This window comes from Stenotrophomonas sp. STEN147 (genome assembly GCF_056757995.1).
On sequence record NZ_JBRRCG010000008.1, the window covers coordinates 65,405 to 87,837 of the forward strand.

Below are 22,433 nucleotides of genomic sequence, written 5' to 3' on the forward strand. Positions count from 1 at the left end.
CGTTTACTGGGGATAGCACGATGACCTTTCACCAAGCCAAGGGGCTGCGTCCCATCCGGCGCTCTACCTTGAACCGTGTCAGCGCGCTGGGAGTCGCGCTGATGCTGGCCTGCGCTCCGGCGCTGGCCGCCGCACCGGCGGAGAAACCGGCCAGCACCGCGGTGGCCCCTTCGGCCCCGGCGACAGCTGGCCTGTCGGTGTCCAAGATCGATTTCAAGCGCGGCGATGACGGCGTCGGCCGCCTGATCCTGCAGTTCGACGGCCAGGGCGCGATTCCTGACCTGCGCACGCAGGGCAGCAACGTCGTGGTCGACGTGGGCAACGCGCGCCTGCCGGCCAACCTGCAGAAGCCGATGAACGTGGTCGACTTCGCCACGCCCGTGCAGCGCATCGATGCCAAGCCATCGGGCGCCGGGACCCAGCTGGTGCTGAGCACGGCGGGTACGGTGGAGTCGCTGGCCTACCAGAGCGGCAACGAATACGTGGTCGAGATCAGTCCGCGACAGGCGCCCGCCGCCGTCGGTGCGGTCAACGCCGGTACGGTCACCCAGGCGGCGAAGGCCGTCGGCCAGCGTGGCTACTCGGGCAAGCCGGTCACCTTCAACTTCCAGGACGTGCCGGTGCGCACGGTGCTGCAGTTGATCGCCGAAGAATCCAACCTCAATGTCGTGGCGTCCGATTCGGTGCAGGGCAACGTGACCCTGCGCCTGGTCAACGTTCCGTGGGACCAGGCGCTGGACATCGTGCTGCGCGCGAAGGGCCTGGACAAGCGTCGCGATGGCAGCGTGATCTGGGTCGCGCCGCAGGCCGAGCTGGCCAAGTTCGAGCAGGAGAAGGAAGACGCCCGCATCGCCATCGAGAACCGCGAAGACCTGGTGACCGATTACGTGCAGATCAACTACCACAGCGCCACGCAGATCTTCAAAGCGCTGACCGAGGCCAAGGGCATCGGCGGCGGTGGCGGTGGTGGAAGTGGCGGTTCCTCGTCGCAGGAGGAAAGCGGGTTCCTGTCCACGCGCGGCCGCATCGTTGCCGACGAGCGCACCAATACGCTGATGATCAGCGACATCCCCAAGAAGATCGCACGCATGCGCGAACTGATCGGGGTGATCGATCGTCCGGTGGACCAGGTGCTGATCGAAAGCCGCATCGTGATCGCCACCGACACCTTTGCCCGCGAACTGGGTGCGAAGTTCGGCATCAGCGGCAGCCGCGACAATGTCTACTTCAGCGGCAGCCTCGACGCCAACGCCAAGACCCGCAAATCGCAGGTCGATACCGCGCTGGAGAACGCCAAGGCCGTGCGTGAGTGGCAGGCCGGTGGCAGTGTCGGTCCGGCACCGGTGCCGACCGGCTCGACCATCGAGCGTGGCCTGAACTGGAACCTGCCGGTGGCCCTGGCCAACAACCCGGGTTCGCTGGCGCTGTCGATCCTCAACGCGGGCTACCTGCTGGATGTCGAGTTGTCGGCCATGCAGGAGGAATCGCGTGGCGAAGTGATCTCCAATCCGCGCGTGGTCACCACCAACCAGCGCGAGGCGATGATCAAGCAGGGCAAGGAGATCGGCTACGTCACCATCAGCGGTACCGGTGCCGCCGGGGGCGCGGGTTCGACGCCGAACGTGCAGTTCAAGGAAGTCGTGCTGGAGCTGCGGGTGACCCCGACGATCACCAATGACAACCGCGTGTTCCTGAACATGCAGGTCAAGAAGGATGAAGTCGATCGCCTGATCGAACTGCAGGGTTACGGCACGGTGCCGTCGATCAACCGCCGCGAAGTCAATACCGCGGTGCTGGTCGAGGACGGCCAGACCGTGGTGATCGGCGGTGTGTACGAGTTCACCGATCGCAACAGCATCAGCAAGGTGCCGTTCCTGGGCGATGTGCCGTTCCTGGGCAATCTGTTTAAGAAGCGCGGTCGCAACAAGGACAAGGCCGAGCTGCTGGTGTTCGTGACGCCGAAGGTGCTGCGCGTGGCCAAGCAGAACTGAGCCACCGCCTGCAGCAGGTGCGAAACGGGGCCGCCATGTGCGGCCCCGTCTGCGTTGCGGCCACGCATCCACGCAGGGCGTGGATGCTGTTCAGCGTCTCTTGATGCCATCGCCGGGGCACCCTGCGATGATGTCGGGAACCCGTGCCGTCCTGTGCCGGTCAAAGGCCCTCATGAACCTGCCCCCGCCGATGCCCGAATCCGCAATGCCGGCTGCCACGCCGGCCACGTCCCGTCTGCACGCGGCGTTCAACACGTTGCGCGAAGCGCTGTCGGCCGAGATCGTCGGCCAGGCCGCCCTGGTCGAGCGCCTGCTGATCGCGCTGCTGGCCGATGGCCATCTGCTCGTGGAGGGTGCGCCCGGGTTGGCCAAGACCACCGCCATCCGCGCCCTGGCAGCGCGCCTGGACGCCGATTTCGCGCGCGTGCAGTTCACCCCGGACCTGTTGCCTGCCGATCTGACCGGTACCGAGATCTGGCGCCCGCAGGAAGGCCGTTTCGAATTCGTGCCGGGCCCGATCTTCCATCCGATCCTGCTGGCCGATGAAATCAATCGTGCACCGGCCAAGGTGCAGTCGGCGCTGCTGGAAGCCATGGGCGAGCGCCAGGTCACCGTGGGTCGCCACACCTATGCGTTGCCCTCGTTGTTCCTGGTGATGGCCACGCAGAACCCGATCGAGCAGGAAGGTACGTTCCCGTTGCCCGAAGCGCAGCTGGACCGCTTCCTGATGCATGTGCGCATCGGGTATCCGGACCAGACGGCCGAGGCGGAAATCCTGCGGCTGGCGCGCGAACGCGCGCGCGGCGCGCTGGGTGAAGCCCCGGCGGCGCCGGAGAAAATGCCGATGCAGGATGTCTTCCAGGCGCGTCGCCAGGTACTGGACCTGCACATGGCACCGGCCCTGGAACGCTACCTGGTGGAGCTGGTGCTGGCCTCCCGGGATCCGGCCCGCTACGACCCTGCGCTGGGCCGTCGCATCGCGTGGGGCGCCAGCCCGCGCGGTTCGATCGCGCTGGAGCGTTGCGCGCGTGCGCGCGCATGGTTGGCCGGCCGTGACTTCGTCACCCCTGATGATGTGCGTGCGGTGGCTGCGGACGTGCTGCGCCATCGCGTGTTGCCGAGCTACGAGGCGACCGCCGAAGGCTGGGATGGCGAACGGCTGGTGCAGGAACTGCTGGCCCGGGTGCCGGCACCCTGAGCCTGCGCATGACCGATACATCCCAGGAGCATGGAGTGTCCGCCAGCGACGGCGATGGACTGCGCCCGCAGCTGGCCGAGCTGGTGGCGCTGCGCCGTCTGGCCCAGCGTCCGCCGCCGCCCCGTCGCGGCCGCGCCGGCAATGCGGGGCAGGCACCGTCGCCGCTGCGCGGGCGCGGCATGGAGTACGCCGAATCGCGCGAGTACGTCGCCGGTGACGATGCCCGTCATATCGACTGGCGCGTGACCGCGCGCACCGGTCGTGCCCATACCAAGCTGTTCCAGGCCGAACGCGAACGGGTCAGTCTGATCGTGGCCGATACCTCGCCTGCGCTGTATTTCGGCACCCGCGTGCGCTTCAAGTCGGTACAGGCGGCGCGTGCCGGCGCAGTCGCCGCCTGGTCGGCGCAGCGCCGCGGCGACCGCATCGGTGCGCTGCGCGGCAGTGACCGCGAAGCGCCGGTGGCGCCGGCCGGTGGACCGCGTGGCGTGCTGCGTGTCCTCGACGCGCTGACGCGCTGGTATGCGCAACCTCCGGCCGATGACCTGGGCCTGGAGCGCGCGCTGGATCACGCGGCGCGCGTACTGCGTCCGGGTGCACGACTGCTGGTGCTGGCCGACCCGCAGCAGGCCATCCGCATTGCGCCGGCGCGATGGGGAGCGCTGGCCCAGCATCACGACCTCAGCCTGGTGCTGCTGGTCGATCCGCTGGAGCTGCAGCCGCCGTCGGCCCCCCTGCAGTTCCTTGCCGCCCAGCAGCGCATCGGACTGGACCTGCGCCGTGGCGACGTGCAGGCGCAGTGGCATGCGCATTTCGTTGAGCCGCTGCAGGAACTGCAGCGCCAGCTGGGGGCACGCCGCATCGATGTGCAGGTACTGAGCAGTGATGCGGCCAGCGATGCCTGGCTGGCGCCGGCGCCTACCGAGGTACCCGCATGAGCGCAGCGCTGCCCCTGCGCGATGTGCAGCTGCCACCGGCACCGTCGTGGTGGCCACCGGCCCCCGGCTATCTGATGATCGGGGCGGTTCTGCTGCTGGCGCTGCTGATCGTCGCCCTGCTGTGGTGGCGTCGCCGTTGGCGTCAGCAGCGCTGGTTGCAGGCGTTTGATCGCGAACTGGCGGGCGCGACCGATGCCGCCGCTGAGGTGGCGGCCATTGCGGGCCTGCTGCGCCGTGCCGCGCGTCAGGCACGGCCGGGCAGCGAAGCGTTGCATGACCACGCCTGGTGGCAGCGGGTGGATCCGCAGGCGACGTTGCCGGCGGCGCAGCGCGATCTCCTTGCCGAGGGCGCGTACCGGCCGCAGGTGGATGCGGCCGATGTCGCAGTGCTGCGCCGCTGGGCACGCGGACGTTACCTGGCGATGCTGCAGGAGCGGCGCCGATGAGTGCGCTGGCGAGTTACTGGCCCTGGCCGGACCTGCAGCTGGCCTGGCCATTGGCGCTGTTGGCGGTGCCGTTGCCGTTGCTGATGCTGGCCTGGAAGCGCCGTGCCGCCCCCGGCGCTGCGCTGCGCGTGCCCTATGCCGCGACCGAACTGGAGGCCCTGGCCGGAGCGGGCCGTATCGATGCGCGCAGGTGGCGCGCGCTGCTGCTGTGGCTGGGCTGGATCGCGCTGTGCGTGGCGCTGGCGCGGCCGCAGCAGTTGGGCGAGGCGATCACACCGCCGCAGCAGGGGCGCCAGATGATGCTGGCGATGGACGTGTCCGGCAGCATGGGCGAGGCCGACATGGTGCTCGGCGGCCAGGCCGTCGATCGGCTGACCGCCGCCAAGGCCGTGCTGGCCGACTTTCTTGACCGTCGTGCAGGCGATCGCATCGGCCTGCTGATCTTTGGTGATCGGGCCTATACGCTGACCCCGCTCACGGCCGACCTGGCCAGCGTCCGCGACCAGCTGCGCGACAGCGTGGTCGGCCTGGCCGGGCGCGAGACCGCCATCGGCGATGCCATCGGCCTTGCGGTCAAGCGCCTGCGCAGCCAGCCCGAGGGCCAGCGTGTGCTGATCCTGCTCACCGATGGCGTCAGCAATGCAGGCGTGCTGGAACCGCTGCGTGCGGCGGAGGTAGCGCGTGCCGAGGGCGTGCGCATCCACACCGTCGCCTTCGGCGGCGATGGCAGCATGCGCTTTCTCGGCATTCCGATTTCCGCTGACCAGGACCCGGTGGACGAAGCGACGCTCAGGCAGATCGCCCGGATGACCGGCGGCCAGTTCTTCCGCGCCCGCGACACGGCCGAGCTTGCAGGCATCTACGCCGAGCTGGACCGGCTGGAGCCCATCGCGGAGAAGGGGCCGGCCCTGCGCCCGCGCGATGAGCGTTATCCCTGGCCGCTGGGCGTGGCGCTGCTGCTCGGTGCGCTTGCGTGGGCATGGCCGGAGCGTCGTCGATGATCGCCCTGGCATCCCATCTGCCGGACTGGAACGTGCTGCATTTCCTGCGGCCGGACTGGCTGTGGGCGTTGGCCGCGCTGCCGTTGATCGTGGCCGTGGCGGTATATCGACAGCGCCGCAGCGATGCATGGCGGCAGGCGGTCGATGCCCATCTGCTGCCCCATCTGCTGGCGTCGGGGCCGCGCCGTCGCATGCGCCTGCCGTGGGCGCAGCTGCTGGGCTGGACGCTGGCGTGCCTGGCCCTGGCCGGGCCCAGCTGGCGACAGCAGGCGCAGCCGATGTTCCAGGCCAGCGCACCGTTGCTGGTGGTGCTGGACCTGTCCAGCCGGATCACCGCCACCGACCTGCCACCGTCGCGCCTGCTGCAGGCGCGGGCCAAGATCGGCACGCTGCTGCGCGCCCGCGAGGGCGGCCAGGTCGGGCTGATCGTCTATGCGGACGATGCCTATACCGTCGCTCCGTTGACCGAGGATGCCGGCAATGTCGCGCTCTATCTGGACGCGCTGTCGCCGGATGTCATGCCGCGCGACGGCCAGCGTGCCGATCGTGGCATCGATTGGGCGACACGGCTGATGCGGCAGACCGGCGCGCCGCAGGGGCAGATCCTGGTGGTCACCGACCAGGCTGACGATGAGGCCGAACTCGCTGCTTCGCAGGCCCGCAGCCTGGGGCTGCAGGTGTCGGTGCTGGGTCTGGGAACTCCGGGCGGTGCCGCGTACCGCGACAGCAGCGGCCAGATCCGTCAGGCCGCGTTGGACGAAGGCCGCCTGCGCGCCGTGGCGACGGCCGGCGGCGGCCGCTATGTGCGGATCGCCGCCGATGACCGCGACCTGCGCGCGCTGGGTGTGCTCGATGCCCGTGAAGGCACAGCGCTGCAGCGGCCGGGTGGTGGTCACCAATGGCGCGACGAAGGCTTCTGGTTGCTGCCGCCGTTGATGCTGCTTGCGCTGCTGGCGTTCCGACGGCGTGCGCTGCTGGCTGCCGTGCTCGCGGTCGGCCTGTTGCCGTGGACGGACGGCGCGCAGGCGCAGGCACAGACGCGGCCGGTACAGGGCACGCTGTGGAAGCGGGCGGACCAGGTGCAGCATCAGCGTCTGGCCGAAGGTGTACAGGCTTACCGCCAGGGTGACTTCGCACGTGCCCGGCAGCAGTTCGAAGGGCTCGACACCGCGGCCGGCTGGTACAACCTCGGCAATGTGCTGGCCCGCCAGGGCCAGTACGACGATGCCATTGCCGCCTACGATCGCGCACTGGCCCTGCATCCGGGGATGGCCGACGCGGTGGCCAACCGTGCGGTTGTCGATGCCGCACGCAAGCGCAAGCCGCCGGGCGGCCAGCGGCAGAACCCGGGACAGCAGAATCCGCCCCGGAAGCCGTCCTCGACGCCGCAGGATCAGCAGGGCCAGCCACAGCAGGGCCAACCGTCGGGACAGGGGCAGCCGCAGGCGCCCTCGCAGCGCCCCCCGCCTTCGGACTCCGGCGCGCAGCCGCAGCCGCAGCCCGGTGAGCGTGGTGATCAGGGGCCGCCGTCACCGCCCCAGGCCGAGGATGCCCATGCGCAGGCCGAGGCCGACGCGCAGCAGCGCCAGCGCATGCAGCAGGCCATCGAACAGGGGCGCGAGGGCCGGGAAAAGAATGATCCGACCGTGGCGGGCGACGACGGCCGCACGCCGCGCCAGCGCGAGGAACAACAGGCGGTGGAGGCCTGGATGCGGCGCGTGCCGGATGATCCCGGAGCGTTGCTGCGGGCCAAGTTCCAGCTGGAAAACGAGCGCAGGAAGAGGGAAGGGCGATGAACATGCACGGCCTACGCCGGTGTGCGGCAATGCTGCTGCTGTGGCTGCCATTGATGGCCTGGGCACAGCCGCGGGCATGGCTGGACCGCGATCGCATCGCGATGGGCGATACCGTCACCCTCAACGTGCAGAGTGATGCCGGTGCGCCCGACTTCGCGCCGCTGCGCGGTGACTTCGATCTCAGTGGGCAGACCAGCAGCCGCCAGGTGGAGTGGAGCAACGGCAGCATGCAGCAACGCAGTCTGTATGGCGTGGCACTGACGCCGCGACGCAGTGGCACGCTGAGGATCCCGGCCCTGCAGGTGGGCACTGCGCAGACCGCACCGCTGACGTTGCAGGTGGATGCCGCCGCCCCGGTCACCGCTGCCAACGGTGCGGCGATGGCGTTCATCCAGACCGATGTCGACGATGACACGCCCTACGTGCAGCAGAGCGTGGGCGTGGTCGTGCGCCTGTTCTTCGCCTCGCAGCTGGCCTCCGGCGAGCTCATCGTGGATACGCCCGCCGGTGCCTCGCTGCAGCGGGTGGGCGACGACCGCACCGACGTGAGGCAGGTCAATGGACGCCGCTACAACGTGGTCGAGCGCCGCTTCCTGCTGATTCCCGAGCGCAGCGGGACACTGCGCCTGGCCGGCGCGCGCTTCAACGGGCGCAGCGCAGGCGGCTTCTTCGATGACTTTTTCGGAGGGGGCGATGGCCGCATGAACGCCACCGGCGCCGACCGCACGCTGCAGGTGCAGGCACAGCCGGCGCAGGCGCCGCAGCCGTGGCTGCCGTTGCAGGGCCTGCAGTTGCGCTATACCAGCGCGCCGGGTACTGCACGTACCGGCGAGGCGGCCACCATCGTGGTCGAAGCGATCGCCGAAGGTGCCACCCGTGCCCAGTTCACCGACCTTCCGGTTCCGGACCTCGGCACGGCGGCGCAGGTGTTCGCCGAACCGGCACAGTACGAAGAGACCTTCAACGGCAGCACCCCGCGGTTGAAGATCACCCGTCGTTACTCCGTCGTGCCACGCCAGCCAGGTCCGCTGCAGGTGCCGGGGCCGAGGGTGTCATGGTGGAACGTGCGCGACGGCAGCGCGCAGCAGGCACGACTGCCGGACCTGGCACTGACGGTCAGCGCCGGTACGGGCACTGCCGCGCCCGCCGCGCCGCCGCCGATCGACACCGATGCAGCCTTGCCCGACGACGACACGCGCATTGCGGCCACCGATCCGATCGCCTCGGGGACGCCGAGCCAGCCCTGGCCCTGGATTGCCGCGGTGATCGGCCTGGCGATGCTGTGGCTGCTGACCCTGCTGTGGGGCTGGCAGCGCGGACGCGGTGGGCCGTCCACGCGCGGTGCGACCGGCCTGCCGGGGCCGTCGTCCGGGCCGGAAGCCAGCGAAGGACGCGGCAGTGTCGCCGAACTGCGCCGGGCGCTGGACGGCGAGGGCTTCGACCAGGTCGAAGCGCAGCTGTGCGCGATGGCAGGTGTACCGCGGTTGGAGCAGGTCATCGCCAGGCTGGGTGATCCGAACCAGCGCCAGGTGCTGCAGGAGCTCCAGCAGGTGCGATGGGGCGGGCAGGGAGAGCCGGCACCGCTGCGTGCGCGGTTGCGCGAGGCCTTCCGTGACGGACCGCACTGGTCGGGGACCGCCCGCGGCACCGACACTGGGCTGGCGCCGCTGTATCCGCAGCGTCGAACCTGAACCGGCGCCGCTTGCGCGCTTTGTTAGAGTGCATTCATTTTTCGAGGAAACCTGCGTATGACAGCAGCTGCCGCCGGCAAGAAGACGTTGCCCCTGCACTGGAAGATGGGCATCGGCTTCGCGATCGGCCTGATCCTGGGACTGACCGTGCACGCCCTGGGTGGCAGCGTCGATGGTCTGCAGACCGGTGCCAAGTGGGTCATGGACTACATCACCACGCCTGCATCGGGACTGTTCCTCAACCTGATCTTCATGCTCATCGTGCCGTTGATCTTCTCGGCGCTGATCATGGGCGTGTCGGAGATGGGCGACATCCGCGCCCTCGGCCGCATCGGCTGGAAGACGCTGGCCTATACCGTGCTGCTGTCCGGCATCGCCGTGGCCATCGGCCTGGTGCTGGTCAACCTGCTCAAGCCCGGCGTCGGCGTCGATCCGCAGACCGCCGCGCTGATGCTCTCGGAGAACGCCGAGCGCAGCAAGGAGATCGTCGCCGGCATCCATGGCACGCCGAAGGGCATGGACATGCTGCTGTCGATCGTGCCGAGCAACGTGCTGCAGGCGGCCTCCGACAACGGCGCGATCCTCTCGCTGATGTTCTTCGCGCTGATGTTCGGCATCGGCATGGTGCTGACCGATGACGAGAAGGTCGCCCCGCTGCGCCGCGCCATCGAAGGCGTGTTCGAAATCTCGATGACCCTGATCAACCTGGTCATCCGCCTGGCACCGTATGCGGTGGCCTGCTTCATGTTCAACCTGGCCGCGCTGTTCGGTTTCGAGCTGATCATCCGCCTGGGCGCCTATGTGGGCGTGGTGGTGCTGGCACTGGGCCTGCACATGGTGGTGACCTACGGCGCCGCCGTGTGGCTGTCGGGCCGTTCGCCGCTGTCGTTCTTCCGCGATACCCAGGAAGCGACGGTGATGGCCTTCTCCACCGCCTCCAGCAACGCCACCCTGCCGACCGCGCTGCGCGTGGCCGACCAGATGGGCCTGCCGCAGCGCGTGTCCCGCTTCGTGCTGACCGTGGGCGCCACCGCCAACCAGAACGGCACGGCGCTGTTCGAGGGCGTGACGGTGATCTTCCTGGCCCAGTTCTTCGGCGTGGACCTGAGCATCGGCCAGCAGATCATGGTGATGGCGGTGTGCATCCTGGGGGGCATCGGTACCGCGGGTGTGCCGTCGGGTTCGCTGCCGGTGGTGGCGATGATCTGCGCCATGGTGGGGGTCAACCCGCTGGGGATCGGCCTGATCCTGGGCGTGAACCATTTCCTGGACATGTGCCGCACGGCGCTGAACGTGACCGGCGATCTGGCGTTGACCACCCTGGTGGCCAAGGGCGAGGGCCACGAAGGCCCGGCGCTGGTTCCCGACCGCGACTGAGTCCTGGCGACCTGATCGGGGTCGGATTCCTTTCCGCAAGGAAAGGGCTCCGACCCCTTTTCACATGCGGAATCCGGCGGAGATCACGACGTTGCCGGCCAGCGGCCGCACGACCGGGCAAGTGGAACTGACCCCCACCCGGTGACTATGGGACAATAGGCCGCCCGCACGTCCGCGGCCGCCTCCCGATTCCGACAGAACCATGACGCAGCCTACCCGTCGCCAGTTGGCCAACGCCATCCGCTTCCTTGCCGCCGATGCGGTTGAAACCGCAAAGTCCGGCCACCCCGGCATGCCCATGGGCATGGCCGACATCGCCGAAGTGCTCTGGAACGACTACCTTCGCCACAACCCGAGCAACCCGCACTGGTTCAACCGCGACCGTTTCGTGCTGTCCAACGGCCACGGCTCGATGCTGCAGTACGCGCTGCTGCACCTGAGCGGTTACGACCTGCCGATCGAGCAGCTCAAGCTGTTCCGCCAGCTTGGCAGCCACACCGCCGGTCACCCGGAACGCCATGAAACCCCCGGCGTGGAAACCACCACCGGCCCGCTGGGCCAGGGTTTCGCCAATGCCGTGGGCTTCGCCCTGGCCGAGAAGCTGCTGGCGCAGCGCTTCAACCGTCCGGAGCTGGAAGTCGTCGACCATCGCACCTGGGTGTTCATGGGCGATGGCTGCCTGATGGAAGGCGTCTCGCATGAAGCCGCTTCGCTGGCCGGCACCTGGGGCCTGCACAAGCTGGTCTGCTTCTGGGACAACAACCACATCTCCATCGATGGCAACGTCGAAGGCTGGTTCACCGACAACACGCCGGAGCGTTTCGAGGCCTATGGCTGGAACGTGGTCCGCGATGTCGATGGTCACGACCCGGAGAGCATCAAGGCCGGCATCGAGGCCGCGCTGTCGCAGAGCGACAAGCCGACCCTGATCTGCTGCCGCACCACGATCGGCTTTGGTTCGCCGAACAAGGCCGGCAAGGAATCCAGCCACGGTGCCCCGCTGGGCAAGGACGAGCTGGAAGCCACCCGCAAGCAGCTGGGCTGGGAGTACGGCCCGTTTGAAATCCCGCAGGCGATCTACGACGGCTGGCGAGCCAACGGTGCCGGCACCCTGCGCCAGGCCGAATGGGAACAGCTGTTCGACAAGTATGCGGCCCAGTATCCGGCCGAAGCCGCTGAACTGACCCGTCGTTCGCACGGCGAACTGCCGGCCGACTTCGTTGCCCAGGCCGACGCCTACATCGCCAAGGTCGCGGCTGAAGGCCCGACGATCGCCTCGCGCAAGGCCTCGCAGCTGGCCATCGAGGCCTTCGCGCCGCTGCTGCCGGAAATCGTCGGCGGCTCGGCCGACCTGGCGCACTCCAACCTGACCCTGTGGAAGGGCAGCACCTCGGTCGCCAGCGACGACGCCAACGCCAACTACGTGTACTACGGCGTGCGCGAGTTCGGCATGACCGCGATCGCCAACGGCCTGGCGCTGCATGGCGGCTTCATTCCGTTCGATGCCACCTTCCTGGTGTTCAGCGATTACGCCCGCAACGGCGTGCGCATGAGCGCGCTGATCCCGGCCCATGCCATCCACGTCTACACCCACGATTCGATCGGCCTGGGCGAAGACGGTCCGACCCACCAGCCGGTGGAGCATCTGGCCTCGCTGCGCTACATCCCGAACAACGACGTGTGGCGCCCGTGCGATGCCGTCGAGTCGGCGGTGAGCTGGAAGGCGGCGATCACCCGCCAGGACGGCCCGAGCTGCCTGGTGTTCAGCCGTCAGAACCTGCCGCACCAGCCGCGCAGCGCCGAGCAGATCGCGCAGATCGAGCGTGGCGGCTACGTGCTGGCCGACGCCGCCGGTACCCCGGATGTGATTCTGATCGCCACCGGTTCGGAAGTCTCGCTGGCCACGGAAGCGAAAGCCCAGCTGGACGCGGCCGGCCTCAAGACCCGCGTGGTCTCGATGCCGTCCACCGATGTGTTCCTGCGCCAGGATGCGGCGTACCGTGAATCGGTGCTGCCGAACGCCGTGCGCAAGCGCGTGGCCGTGGAAGCCGGCGTCACTGGTTTCTGGCGCCAGTTCGTCGGCCTCGATGGCGCGGTAGTGGGTATCGACACCTTCGGTGCGTCGGCCCCGGCCGATGCGCTGTACAAGCACTTCGGCATCACCGCCGCGCACGTGGTGGACGCCGCCAAGGCGCTGTAAGCAGCTTCGCGATGCAATGAAGGAAGGGCCGGCGCAAGCCGGCCTTTCCTTTTGGGCTGGCGCCGGGTATGGCCTGGCGCTACCGGCTTCAGGCCGTGCGTGCCAGTGCCAGTCGCAGCAGGCGCGCGTCCAGCCGCTCGCCGAAGTCCTTCGGTGACTGCAGGCCCATGCGCTGCAGGTACACCGCATCGCCGTCGCCGGCCCGTTGCCGCAGTGCCGCCCACACCGTACGCAGCATGTCGCCACGCGTCTGCGTGTTGGCCTTCAACCAGCCCAGCGCCTTGACCAGTACCTGCTCGATCTCATTGAAATCGCTGCCCAGCGGGTAGTCGGGCAGGGTGCCGTCGGAGCGGAAGGGTGCCAGCGCTGCGGCCAGGGCCTGCGGTGTATTGCGCTGCAGCCGCTGCGGATCGGGCTGCGTTGCGGCCAGCAGCTTGCGCGCGACCTGTGCCTGCTGCAGCAGGCCCTGCTGGAACGGCGCCTCGGTGATCGCCGCCATCGCCTGCACGCAGTCCTCGTCGGTCAACCCGCGCAGGTCGGCGATGCCGTACTCGTCCAGGTAGATATCACGCAGATGGCGGGGAATGGTGGTGTGGCCATAGTTCCAGCGCACGTTCGATTCGCGCTGGCCCTTGTCATCGCGCGCGGCGCGGAACATCAGCACGCTGCGTGCTTCCGGCAGGGCATGGGCCATCGCCACGAAGTTGTACTGGCCGCCGACGCCGGACACCACGCGGCCATCGTCCAGGGCATCGGATACCGCCGCCCCCAGCGCAGTGGCCATCATGCAGGAATTGAAGAAGCGTGCATGGCGGCGCTGCAGGCGCTCCAGCGTCTCGTTGCCGCCGTAAAGCTGGTTGATCTCACTGATGCGGCGCATGCCGATGGCGCGACGTTCATCCGCCGGCAGCTCGCGCAGCCACTGGTAGAACTCCGGCGAGCCCAGGTAGAACGCGCCATGCAGGTATTCGCCTTCGGCGGCCAGCGTGGCATGGTCGATGGACAGCGTGCTGCCGTTCTCGATGCGCTGCATCAGCGCCAGATCGTCATGCACCTTGCGCTTGATCACGCCGGTCTGGACCAGCCGCCGGAAGCCCTCGTTGAGCATCTCGCTGCAGCCGTACAGGCCGATCTCGAACGGCTCCAGGCCGCCGATTTCCTGTACCAGCGGATGCCGCGCAAGCTGCGGATCCAGCGCGTGCAGCACGCGCCGGTAGCGCGCGTTGTCGGTATGCCGCAGCACCAGTGCATGGCTGAGTGCATCGGCCAGCGTGCCGATGCCGATCTGCAGCGTGCCGCCATCGCGCACCAGGGTGCTGGCATACAGGCCGATCGCATAGTCGGCGTCGGCGACCGGCTGCCGCGGCAGGCCGAACAGCGCCGGATACGGCGGCGGCGGGGTGATGACCAGGTCGAAGAAGGACACATCGACCGTGGCGGTGCCGCCCAGATAAGGCAGCTGCGGATCGATCTCGGCCACCATCAGCGGACGCGGCAGGCCGCGTGCGGCGATGGCATCGAGCGTGTCCTGGGTGATGTCGTTGTTGCAGGACAACGAGAGGCGGCGATCGTCCGGGCGCATCGCCACCTTCTGCACGATCACCTGCGGCGCGCGCTGGGCTACCGCATCAGCGGCATGGGTGTAGTTGAGGCTGGTGTAGCTGGACTGCGCCTGCCGGGAACCGAGCAGGGCGCCGGACTGCATGTAGAACTCCTCCACCTGCACATGGGCGGGCAGTGCGTCACGGGCGATCGCGTCGGCGTAGGCCAGGCGGGGGAAATCCTCGCCGAAATGGCGCTGCGCGAAGGGGCCCAGGAAGCGGGCCTCCAGGCCGCTGCCCCGCACCTTCGGCGGATTCAACGACAGGGCAGTGTAGAGCTGCAGGGGGTGCGAGGGATCGTTCTCGACCCGTGCATACAGTGCATTGAGCAACCGGTGTGGCTTGCCCAGCGCCAGCGGTGCTCCGATCCGCAGCGGCCCTTCCACGCGCGCGAACAGCCAATCGACGGCGGCGTCCAGGTCGGTGAGGTGTTCGGTCATCCGGGGCAGTCCTGCGTAAGGGGAGTTCCGGCATTACAGCATGTCGGGCTTGAACCGCCGTCGACGCGAGACTTCCGCACCGGCCACCATGAAGCGGCCATCGCCGCGGTAGTGCACGGTGCGCGGCAGTTTCGGCCGCGGCGCGACGTGGGCACGCACGATCTCCCAGATGAAAAGGTTGCTGGTCTCGATCTGGCTGTCGTCGTACAGGCGGCACTCGAAGCACGAATGGCACTGGCCGACCAGCGGCGCGCCGACCTCGCGGGCGGGCAGGGCATCCAGGCCGAAGTGCGCGAACTTGTCGACCTCCCGCCCGCTGCAGTTGCCGATGTCCACTACGGTATCGAGCAGCTCCACGCCCGGCACATTGATCACGCATTCGCCGCTGCCCCGCGCCAGCGCGAAGCTGTGGTTCTCGTTCCACAGATAGGTCGCCACCAGTGATGGCGAGAAGCCCATCACCATGTGCCAGCCCATCGTCATCAGGTTGCGCTGGCCACGCCACGCGCTGCTGACCAGCACGATCGGGCCGGGTTCGAGGAAGCGGCGGGCCTGTTCGACGGGGAAATCCTTCTTGGGCAGCGGTTTCATGCGCACTCCGGGGCCGGGACGGCCGATGCTGGGCCAGGGCGCATGAAGTGCAGGTCGATGGAAGGCTTGACAGCAGTTTTGATTACGTGCGTAATCGAATTGTCGATTACGAGCGTAAACAATGAATCCGATCAGTGAAGCCGAGGCGGTCGTGATGGACGTGCTGTGGCAGCAGGCGCCCCGCGGTGCCGATGAGGTGGTTGCCGCACTGGCCCACCGGGACTGGGCCGAACCGACCATCAAGACGCTGCTCAACCGCCTGCTGACCAAGGGTGCGATCGCTGCCGAACGCGACGGCCGCCGCTATCTGTATCGGCCGCTGCTGCAGCGCGAGGCCTGGGTGGCGGCGCAGAGCCAGGACTTTCTTGGCCGGGTGTTCGAAGGACGGGTGGCGCCACTGGTTGCCCATTTCAGTGAGCGCGGCCAGCTCAGCGCGCAGGACATCGCCGAACTGAAGAAGCTGATCCAGGAGCTGGACCATGAGTGAGGTGCTCGACAGTGTGTGGCGGGCCAGCGTGTGGCTGGCGCTGGCGGTGATCCTGCTGGCGGCGATGCGGCCGCTGCTGCTGCGGCTGGGAGGGCCCTCGCTGGCCTATCGCAGCTGGTGGTTGTTGCCCCTGCTGCTGGCAGGCCTGTTGCTGCCGTTGCCTGCGCTGCCCCTGCTGCAGCATGTGCCGACCCTGCCCCTGAACGTGATGCCTGTCGCGCCGGAGGGCGCGCCCACCCAGGTCATGCGCTGGCCGCAATGGGTGCTGCTGGCCTGGATGCTTGGCGTGGCGATCAGTCTGCTGCGCAGCCTGCGCGCGCAGCAGCGCTTCGAACGTGTCCTGGGCCGTCTGCAGGCGCGCGCCGACGGCAGCTGGCAGGCCAGTGCCGATCCCGGTCTGCCGGCCCTGGTCGGCCTGTGGCGGCCGCGCATCGTGGTCGGCCCCGGTTTCGACCAGCAGTTCGATGCACGCGAGCAGGGGTTGATCCTGGCACATGAACGCAGCCATCGCCGCAATGGCGATCACTGGGCAAACGGCGCGCTGCTGCTGGCACGCGCAGCGTTCTGGTTCCATCCGCTGATGCCGTGGGCAACACGCAGGTTCCTGCGCGACCAGGAACTGGCCTGCGATGCCCGCACCATTGCCACGCAGCCTGCGCTGCGCGGACTTTACGCCAGCACGCTGCTGAAGGCGCAGCTGGTTCACCCGGTTGCGCCGGCAGTGTGTCACTGGCGCAGCCAACCCGTGTTGAAGGAGCGAATCGCCATGTTGAAGCAGTCCAAGCGGAAGGCATTGCCGTGGGTGTCCGGGCAGGTGCTGGTGGTCGGGGTGTGCGCGGGCCTGGCCACGGTGGCGTGGGCAAGCCAGCTCGGGATGGCCGGCGTGTCGTCGATCGGCGTCGAGCCAGCCGAGTACGCGCAGGCCGATGCCGCTGCGGCCGGCCTGCAGCGTCCAGCGCAGGTCGAGAGGATGGCACCGCCGAAGTATCCGGAGTCTGCGTTCCAGCAGGGCCTGACCGGCGTCGTCACCTTGAAGGTCGAGATCGATGCCGAGGGCAGGCCGACCGACGTACAGGTGCTCAGTGCCACCAATCCCGGTGTGTTCGATGCGGTGTCGGTCACGGCCGCCAAGGGCTGGACCTTCCGGCCGGCCCTGAAGGATGGGCGTCCGGTGGCTTCCGCCGTGCGCATTCCGCTGACGTTCTCCATGAGTGAGGACGAGAAGGAAGCGGAGCGCGCGCGGTGAGGCAGGCCGCGCTGCTGTTGGCCACGCTGCTGGCAGGCTGTGCCACCCAGGAACGACTGGGCACGGTTGACACCCGCAGCGAGAGTGTCGGCCATCAGCGGTTGCAGCCCACGGCGGCGGGCGGCAGCGGCCAGGTGCAGGCCTATGCGCTGGCGGCGGGCGAAGGCTATCGGATGCCGCAGCTGTATGCGGCGCCTGATCCGAAGGTGGGCGACCGCGATCCGCGTACCGAACTGGCGCCCACCACCATCTGCCTGCAGGTAGTGGTCGATGCCGAAGGCGTGGTCGAGCGCAGCCTGCCGCTGACCGACCGCCCCGAGTGCGCCGCCGGCGCTGCAGCGGAGAACGCGCCGCTGCTGCAGGCGGCGCAGGAGGCGGTGGCGATGTGGAAGTACAGCGCTGCCGCGGTCTGTCACTATCCGGTCGGCAAGGTCCCATCCGACCGCGGCGACTGCGGGAGCGCCGAGCGCATCGAGCCGGTGCCGGTCAGCCTGCTGTACGCCTTCACCTTCGAGATCGTGAAGGGCCGGCAGACGGTCCGCACGCAGGGAAAATGATCACGCGTGATGCCGGGTAGCGCCGGGCCATGCCCGGCCAGCACAGCGGCGTCGATCAGGCGCCGCCCTGGATGTTGGCCTTCACCGCCGGTTGCATCAGCGCCGGTTCGGCCAGCGTGGCGTCGCGGGCCTGGCGCACGCTGACGAAGTCGGCTTCGGCCACGCCGTCATGCACGTGGATGTTGCGCGCGCGCTGCTCGCCGATGGTGGTCTCGTTGGCGATGTCGCGGCCGCCCGGGCCATAGTCGTGGCAGACGAACACACGGGTGGACTCGGGCAACGCCAGCAGGCGCTGGATCGAGCGGTACAGCTGCGCCGCATCGCCGCCGGGGAAATCGCAGCGGGCGGTACCGCCGTCGGGCATGAACAGCGAATCGCCCGTGAACAGTGCGTCGCCGATCAGGTAGGCGATGCTGTCGCTGGTGTGGCCGGGTACGGCGATGACCTGGCCGCGCAGTTCGCCCAGCGTGAAGGTCTCGCCGTCGGCGAACAGGTGGTCGAAGATGTCGTCTGCGGCAGGAAGCTGCAGGCCGAACCGCGGCGCAAAGGTCGCCTGCACGGCGCGGATGCCCTCACCGATGGCCAGCGTGGCGTGAGGGAAACGCTGCTTGAGCCGCCGCCCGGCCGACACATGGTCGGCGTGGGCGTGGGTCTCCAGCAGCCACCTCAGCCGCAGCCCCTGCTGCTCGATCGCGCGCAGTGCCGGCTGGACCGGCGACTCGCTGCTGGCATCGGTGTCCGGGTCGTAGTCCAGCACCGGATCGATCAGCGCAGCCTCGCCGCTGGCCGGGTCGCTGACCAGGTAGCTGAAGGTATTGCTGTCACGATGGAAGAACGACTGGACCTGGACCGGCATCGGCAACCTCCTCAGCGTGCGGCGAGCACGCGGTTCAGCAGCTGCGCCAGATTCTCGCCGGCCAGCCGCAGCTGCGCTTCCGCCACCGGGCGGTAGCGCGCGGTGTATTCATCACCGATCTTACGCGAGGCTGGATAAACGCCGGCCTGCATCGAAATGCGGCAGCTGGCTTCAGCCCACGCCTGCGGATCGCGCTGCGGATTGGACTGGCGCGCCAGTTTCGGCGCCGGCAGCGACCGCAGCACCGGCAGATAGCCGTTGTCGTCCAGCTTGCGGGTATTGAGCATGCCGCTGTCCCACAGCGAATGGAGGTTGGTGCCGCGGTTGCCGTACTGCAGCTGGAAGTCGTTGCCGCCCTTGTCGTGACCGTAGCCGGCATGCATTGGCTGGTGGATGTCGCCGACCAGATGCACCACGAACTTCAGGGCCTGCAGCCGCTCGCCGTCGGTCAGGCTGCGATCGCCGAGGATCGCGCTCTGTGCCTTCAGCGCCTCGACGATGCAGTTGCCGTTGGTGCAGTGCCTCGGCGCTTCGTAGTGACAGCCGTCTTCGGCGATGTTGACGTAATGCCAGCCGGCGGAGCGGCGGCCGAGGCCCGGGTCCTTGGCGCGCAGCTGGTCGGCCCAGGGCGCCACGCTGGCGAGGGTGGCACCGGGTTCGGTGGCCAGCAGTCGGTCGACTTCGGCGCGTGCAGCGGGCGAGAGGCGGGAATCCGCTACCTCAGCGACAAGGCGATGACCTTGCGCGCCCCAGGCATGGGCAGGGGCGGAGGCGGACAGCAGAGCCGGCGCGATCGCGGCGGCGAGGAACAGGGAATGCAGGGCTTTCATACCGGCATTCTAGCGGGGCGGCGGCCGGACGCGTTTGATCCAGCATGGCCGCTCGCCACGCGCCCTTGATGCGCGGACCGTTACGGTGGCGCGGCCACGGGCGGGGACATCGCGATGAGCATCACGGACCGGCGCATCACGGCAGTACATGCGGACGACGGCCTTGCCCGCGCGTTCGATGAACAGGTGGTCTGGCGGATGCGCTGGGCCTGTGCCGTTGCCGGCATCTTTTCAATCGGCTTTGCCGTGCTGGACCATTTCTGGCTTCCGCCGGATGTGCATGCACAGGTGCTGCGCTGGCGGCTCGGGCTGCTGCTGCCGGTACTGCTGGTGGCGGTAGCACTCACCTTCGTCCCGGCGTTCCGCCGCCATCTGCAGTGGCTGGGGGGCGGTGCGGTGCTGATCAGCGGGCTGGCGCTGGTGACGATGATCTGGACGGCGCATCGCGCCGGCGTGGATTATCCCTATGAAGGCGTCAGCCTGTTCCTGCTGCTGAACTACTTCCTGTGTGGCCTGCGCTTCGGCGTCGCCACGCTGACCGGAACCCTGATCGCATCGGCGTTCGTGCTGGCGGAGCTGCAGGTCGGCCGACACTGGGCGCAGATGCTGCAGAGCGTGACGTTCGTGCTGGCCAGCAACCTGGCTGGCATCTTCGGCAGTTACATCCTGGAAAGGCAGGCGCGTGCAACCTGGCGCGCCGAGCAGCGGCTGGACGCACTGGCCAACCACGACGGATTGACCGGATTGCTCAACCGGCGCGCATTCGATCGTCGTGCCAACCAGATCTTCAAGCGTTATCTCCGCCGGCCGCACGCGCGTGGCGCCTTGCGCATCGCAATGATCGACATCGACTACTTCAAGCGCTACAACGACCATCATGGTCACCCGGCGGGCGATGCGGTCCTGCATGCGGTGGCGGTGACGCTGGCCGCGCAGCTTCGCGGCGCTGACTCGGTGGTCGCGCGGTACGGCGGTGAGGAGTTCGTGGCGCTGGGGCAGTGGTCGCCAGGCGAGCCGGAAACCGCGCCGTTCGAGCGGATGCGTCAGCAGGTCCAGGCGCTGGCGATCGCCCATGCCGATTCGGACGCCGCGCCGGTGGTGAGCGTCAGCATTGGTGTGGCGCGGTGGCATGACGATGGCGCCGATTCGCTGGAGCAGGCACTGGCGCGTGCGGATGCCGCGCTGTATCGGGCCAAGGCGTCCGGGCGCAACCGGGTGGAGCTGGCCACGGATGGGTAGGCCGAAAAAAAGCCCCGGCGATCACCGGGGCAACATGCTGCGGAGGGTTCAGCGGTTGGCCGGAGGGCGGGGCAGGCCCGCCACGCCGGAGGCCGCGCTCAGAACTTGAAGACGTAGGAGGCGCCGTAGACCAGCGGATCGATGTTGACCGTACCGATCTTCTGGCCGTCCAGCTTCACCTTGCTGTCGATGTCGATCCAGCGCATGTCCACGCGCAGCGCGCCCTTCTCGCCGATCGCGAAGTCCACGCCGGCGTGCGCGGCCAGACCCCAGGAGTCCTGCAGCTTCAGCCGGCTGTCCTTGAGCGCGCCCGTGGTGTCTTCGCTGAAGAAGGTCGTGTAGTTCACGCCCGCACCGATGAACGGCGACACCTTGCCCTTGCTGTTGAAGTGGTACTGCACGGTCACCACCGGCGGCAGCTGCTTGGTGCTGCCGACACGGCCGAGGCCGTTGATGTTGATGTCGTGCTTGAACGGCAGTGCCGCCAGCACTTCGATGCCCAGGTTGTCAGCGATGAAATACTCACCGGTGATGGTCGGCTTGACGTCGTTGTCGACGTCGACCTTCAGCGTGCCACCGGCCAGCCAGCCGTTGTTCGACTTCGGTGCCACCTGGTGCACGCCGGCCGAAAGGGTCCAGTCGCCCTTGGACTGGGCCATCGCCGGGGCGGCGGCGAGGGACAGGGCGGCGGCCAGGCTGGCCACGATCAGGGGAGAGGTCTTGCGCATGGGGGTGTTCTCGTTGCGGGGTGGATGGGGCCAGTCTCGGCCTCACGCCGCGCTAACGCTTTGATCCGGATCAAATCCGGCCAGCCCGCCCGCCACCGGCCCGGTCTGGCCGGCGGTGGCCAGGCCGGGCCTGCTAGACTTGTGGGCCCTATCCACCCCGCCGCACCCGTCGCGGCTGCAGGAGCTTGAGAAATGGCAATCAAGGTTGGTATCAACGGTTTCGGTCGCATCGGGCGTAACGTCCTGCGCTCGGCGGTGCTGAACTTCGGCGACGACATCGAAATCGTGGCCATCAACGATCTGCTGGAGCCGGATTACCTGGCCTACATGCTCAAGTACGACTCCGTGCACGGTCGCTTCAAGGCTGACGTGTCGGTGCAGGGCAACGACCTGCTGGTCAACGGCAAGAAGATCCGCCTGACCCAGGAACGCGATCCGGCCAACCTGAAGTGGGACGAAGTGGGCGTGGACGTGGTCATCGAGTCCACCGGTCTGTTCCTGACCAAGGAAACCGCGCAGAAGCACATCGATGCCGGCGCCAAGAAGGTCATCCTGTCCGCCCCGTCCAAGGACGATACGCCGATGTTCGTGTTCGGCGTGAACGACAAGACCTACGCCGGCCAGGCGATCATCTCCAACGCCTCGTGCACCACCAACTGCCTGGCCCCGCTGGCCAAGGTCATCAACGACAAGTGGGGCATCAAGCGTGGCCTGATGACCACCGTGCACGCCGCCACGGCTACCCAGAAGACCGTTGACGGCCCGTCCAACAAGGACTGGCGCGGCGGCCGCGGCATCCTGGAGAACATCATTCCGTCCTCCACCGGTGCGGCCAAGGCGGTCGGCGTGGTCATTCCGGAACTGAACAAGAAGCTCACCGGCATGAGCTTCCGCGTGCCGACCTCGGACGTGTCGGTGGTCGACCTGACCGTCGAGCTGGAAAAGGAAGCCACCTACGCCGAGATCTGCGCCGAAGTGAAGGCACAGAGCGAAGGCGCGCTGAAGGGCATCCTCGGCTACACCGAAGACAAGGTCGTGGCCACCGACTTCCGCGGTGAGACCCACACCTCGGTGTTCGATGCCGAAGCCGGCATCGCCCTGGACGGTACCTTCGTCAAGCTCGTGTCGTGGTACGACAACGAGTGGGGCTACTCCAACAAGTGCCTGGAAATGGCCAGGGTCGTCGCCGCCAAGTAAGGCCGGCGAAGATCGCGCACGAA

19 protein-coding genes are annotated in these 22,433 nt (G+C 68.2%); 14 read left to right on the plus strand and 5 right to left on the minus strand.

Translation table 11 applies throughout. The features are described 5' to 3' along the window. The first annotated feature begins 20 nt into the window (after positions 1 to 20). From ACVOKU_RS10155 to tkt, 9 genes are all read left to right on the plus strand, one after another. Complete coding sequence (locus ACVOKU_RS10155; protein WP_481559826.1) at positions 21 to 1,991, plus strand: type IV pilus secretin PilQ; 1,971 nt, start codon at positions 21 to 23, stop codon at positions 1,989 to 1,991. Between the two features lie 172 nt (positions 1,992 to 2,163). After that, on the plus strand, positions 2,164 to 3,189 hold the full coding sequence (locus ACVOKU_RS10160; protein WP_481559827.1) for an AAA family ATPase: 1,026 nt from the start codon (positions 2,164 to 2,166) through the stop codon (positions 3,187 to 3,189). Positions 3,190 to 3,197: 8 nt separating this feature from the next. Then, complete coding sequence (locus tag ACVOKU_RS10165) at positions 3,198 to 4,127, plus strand: DUF58 domain-containing protein (protein WP_481559828.1); 930 nt, start codon at positions 3,198 to 3,200, stop codon at positions 4,125 to 4,127. Beyond that, positions 4,124 to 4,573, plus strand: a complete 450-nt coding sequence (locus ACVOKU_RS10170; RefSeq protein ID WP_481559829.1) for a DUF4381 family protein — start codon at positions 4,124 to 4,126, stop codon at positions 4,571 to 4,573. The genes ACVOKU_RS10165 and ACVOKU_RS10170 overlap by 4 nt, the downstream gene beginning before the upstream one ends. After that, positions 4,570 to 5,574, plus strand: a complete 1,005-nt coding sequence (locus ACVOKU_RS10175) for a vWA domain-containing protein (protein ID WP_053518465.1) — start codon at positions 4,570 to 4,572, stop codon at positions 5,572 to 5,574. Before ACVOKU_RS10170 ends, ACVOKU_RS10175 begins: the two co-directional genes overlap by 4 nt. Next, positions 5,571 to 7,370: a tetratricopeptide repeat protein gene (locus ACVOKU_RS10180; RefSeq protein WP_481559830.1), complete on the plus strand. Its 1,800-nt coding sequence runs from the start codon at positions 5,571 to 5,573 to the stop codon at positions 7,368 to 7,370. The genes ACVOKU_RS10175 and ACVOKU_RS10180 overlap by 4 nt, the downstream gene beginning before the upstream one ends. After that, positions 7,367 to 9,061, plus strand: coding sequence for a BatD family protein (locus tag ACVOKU_RS10185; RefSeq protein WP_481559831.1), 1,695 nt, complete (start codon positions 7,367 to 7,369; stop codon positions 9,059 to 9,061). The genes ACVOKU_RS10180 and ACVOKU_RS10185 overlap by 4 nt, the downstream gene beginning before the upstream one ends. 57 nt (positions 9,062 to 9,118) lie before the next feature. After that, on the plus strand, positions 9,119 to 10,438 hold the full coding sequence (locus ACVOKU_RS10190; protein WP_481559832.1) for a dicarboxylate/amino acid:cation symporter: 1,320 nt from the start codon (positions 9,119 to 9,121) through the stop codon (positions 10,436 to 10,438). 202 nt (positions 10,439 to 10,640) lie between these two features. After that, positions 10,641 to 12,638, plus strand: coding sequence for a transketolase (gene tkt / locus ACVOKU_RS10195; RefSeq protein WP_481559833.1), 1,998 nt, complete (start codon positions 10,641 to 10,643; stop codon positions 12,636 to 12,638). Between the two features lie 88 nt (positions 12,639 to 12,726). Here the strand turns inward: tkt and ACVOKU_RS10200 are convergent, their stop codons facing one another. Together ACVOKU_RS10200 and ACVOKU_RS10205 are read right to left on the minus strand one after the other, a co-directional pair. Further along, a complete protein-coding gene (locus ACVOKU_RS10200; protein ID WP_481559834.1) occupies positions 12,727 to 14,679 on the minus strand; it encodes an acetyl-CoA hydrolase/transferase C-terminal domain-containing protein in 1,953 nt (650 codons plus the stop codon). A 33-nt stretch (positions 14,680 to 14,712) separates the two neighbouring features. Further along, positions 14,713 to 15,270 carry a flavin reductase family protein gene (locus tag ACVOKU_RS10205; RefSeq protein ID WP_340044992.1) on the minus strand — a complete coding sequence of 186 codons (558 nt, stop codon included), beginning with the start codon at positions 15,268 to 15,270 and terminating at the stop codon, positions 14,713 to 14,715. A gap of 121 nt (positions 15,271 to 15,391) precedes the next feature. Here ACVOKU_RS10205 and ACVOKU_RS10210 point away from each other — a divergent pair, with 121 nt between their 5' ends. The 3 genes from ACVOKU_RS10210 to ACVOKU_RS10220 are packed head-to-tail and all read left to right on the plus strand — an operon-like array spanning position 15,392 to position 17,560. Further along, complete coding sequence (locus tag ACVOKU_RS10210; RefSeq protein ID WP_481559835.1) at positions 15,392 to 15,757, plus strand: BlaI/MecI/CopY family transcriptional regulator; 366 nt, start codon at positions 15,392 to 15,394, stop codon at positions 15,755 to 15,757. Next, positions 15,750 to 17,003, plus strand: coding sequence for a M56 family metallopeptidase (locus ACVOKU_RS10215; RefSeq protein ID WP_481559836.1), 1,254 nt, complete (start codon positions 15,750 to 15,752; stop codon positions 17,001 to 17,003). The genes ACVOKU_RS10210 and ACVOKU_RS10215 overlap by 8 nt, the downstream gene beginning before the upstream one ends. Next, positions 17,000 to 17,560 (plus strand): hypothetical protein, encoded by a 561-nt coding sequence (locus ACVOKU_RS10220; protein WP_481559837.1) that lies wholly within the window; start codon positions 17,000 to 17,002, stop codon positions 17,558 to 17,560. The genes ACVOKU_RS10215 and ACVOKU_RS10220 overlap by 4 nt, the downstream gene beginning before the upstream one ends. Positions 17,561 to 17,615: 55 nt before the next feature. Here the strand turns inward: ACVOKU_RS10220 and ACVOKU_RS10225 are convergent, their stop codons facing one another. Beyond that, the gene (locus ACVOKU_RS10225) at positions 17,616 to 18,416 is read right to left on the minus strand and encodes an MBL fold metallo-hydrolase (RefSeq protein WP_481559838.1); all 801 of its coding nucleotides are present in this window, start codon (positions 18,414 to 18,416) and stop codon (positions 17,616 to 17,618) included. A gap of 11 nt (positions 18,417 to 18,427) precedes the next feature. Then, on the minus strand, positions 18,428 to 19,246 hold the full coding sequence (locus tag ACVOKU_RS10230; RefSeq protein WP_065175752.1) for a S1/P1 nuclease: 819 nt from the start codon (positions 19,244 to 19,246) through the stop codon (positions 18,428 to 18,430). 114 nt (positions 19,247 to 19,360) lie between these two features. Here ACVOKU_RS10230 and ACVOKU_RS10235 point away from each other — a divergent pair, with 114 nt between their 5' ends. Continuing rightward, the gene (locus ACVOKU_RS10235) at positions 19,361 to 20,485 is read left to right on the plus strand and encodes a GGDEF domain-containing protein (protein ID WP_481559839.1); all 1,125 of its coding nucleotides are present in this window, start codon (positions 19,361 to 19,363) and stop codon (positions 20,483 to 20,485) included. Between the two features lie 98 nt (positions 20,486 to 20,583). Here ACVOKU_RS10235 and ACVOKU_RS10240 read toward each other — a convergent pair whose 3' ends face one another. After that, on the minus strand, positions 20,584 to 21,213 hold the full coding sequence (locus tag ACVOKU_RS10240) for an OmpW/AlkL family protein (RefSeq protein ID WP_053518487.1): 630 nt from the start codon (positions 21,211 to 21,213) through the stop codon (positions 20,584 to 20,586). A 192-nt stretch (positions 21,214 to 21,405) separates the two neighbouring features. Here ACVOKU_RS10240 and gap point away from each other — a divergent pair, with 192 nt between their 5' ends. Then, on the plus strand, positions 21,406 to 22,410 hold the full coding sequence (gene gap / locus ACVOKU_RS10245) for a type I glyceraldehyde-3-phosphate dehydrogenase (RefSeq protein WP_053518489.1): 1,005 nt from the start codon (positions 21,406 to 21,408) through the stop codon (positions 22,408 to 22,410). The last annotated feature ends 23 nt before the right edge of the window (positions 22,411 to 22,433 follow it).

Coding starts and splice junctions, on each gene's coding strand:
- ACVOKU_RS10155 (WP_481559826.1), top strand. CDS start 21: ATGACCTTTCACCAAGCCAAGGGGCTGCGTCCCATCCGGCGCTCTACC.
- ACVOKU_RS10160 (WP_481559827.1), top strand. CDS start 2,164: ATGAACCTGCCCCCGCCGATGCCCGAATCCGCAATGCCGGCTGCCACG.
- ACVOKU_RS10165 (WP_481559828.1), top strand. CDS start 3,198: ATGACCGATACATCCCAGGAGCATGGAGTGTCCGCCAGCGACGGCGAT.
- ACVOKU_RS10170 (WP_481559829.1), top strand. CDS start 4,124: ATGAGCGCAGCGCTGCCCCTGCGCGATGTGCAGCTGCCACCGGCACCG.
- ACVOKU_RS10175 (WP_053518465.1), top strand. CDS start 4,570: ATGAGTGCGCTGGCGAGTTACTGGCCCTGGCCGGACCTGCAGCTGGCC.
- ACVOKU_RS10180 (WP_481559830.1), top strand. CDS start 5,571: ATGATCGCCCTGGCATCCCATCTGCCGGACTGGAACGTGCTGCATTTC.
- ACVOKU_RS10185 (WP_481559831.1), top strand. CDS start 7,367: ATGAACATGCACGGCCTACGCCGGTGTGCGGCAATGCTGCTGCTGTGG.
- ACVOKU_RS10190 (WP_481559832.1), top strand. CDS start 9,119: ATGACAGCAGCTGCCGCCGGCAAGAAGACGTTGCCCCTGCACTGGAAG.
- tkt (WP_481559833.1), top strand. CDS start 10,641: ATGACGCAGCCTACCCGTCGCCAGTTGGCCAACGCCATCCGCTTCCTT.
- ACVOKU_RS10200 (WP_481559834.1), bottom strand. CDS start 14,679: ATGACCGAACACCTCACCGACCTGGACGCCGCCGTCGATTGGCTGTTC.
- ACVOKU_RS10205 (WP_340044992.1), bottom strand. CDS start 15,270: ATGAAACCGCTGCCCAAGAAGGATTTCCCCGTCGAACAGGCCCGCCGC.
- ACVOKU_RS10210 (WP_481559835.1), top strand. CDS start 15,392: ATGAATCCGATCAGTGAAGCCGAGGCGGTCGTGATGGACGTGCTGTGG.
- ACVOKU_RS10215 (WP_481559836.1), top strand. CDS start 15,750: ATGAGTGAGGTGCTCGACAGTGTGTGGCGGGCCAGCGTGTGGCTGGCG.
- ACVOKU_RS10225 (WP_481559838.1), bottom strand. CDS start 18,416: ATGCCGGTCCAGGTCCAGTCGTTCTTCCATCGTGACAGCAATACCTTC.
- ACVOKU_RS10230 (WP_065175752.1), bottom strand. CDS start 19,246: ATGAAAGCCCTGCATTCCCTGTTCCTCGCCGCCGCGATCGCGCCGGCT.
- ACVOKU_RS10235 (WP_481559839.1), top strand. CDS start 19,361: ATGAGCATCACGGACCGGCGCATCACGGCAGTACATGCGGACGACGGC.
- ACVOKU_RS10240 (WP_053518487.1), bottom strand. CDS start 21,213: ATGCGCAAGACCTCTCCCCTGATCGTGGCCAGCCTGGCCGCCGCCCTG.
- gap (WP_053518489.1), top strand. CDS start 21,406: ATGGCAATCAAGGTTGGTATCAACGGTTTCGGTCGCATCGGGCGTAAC.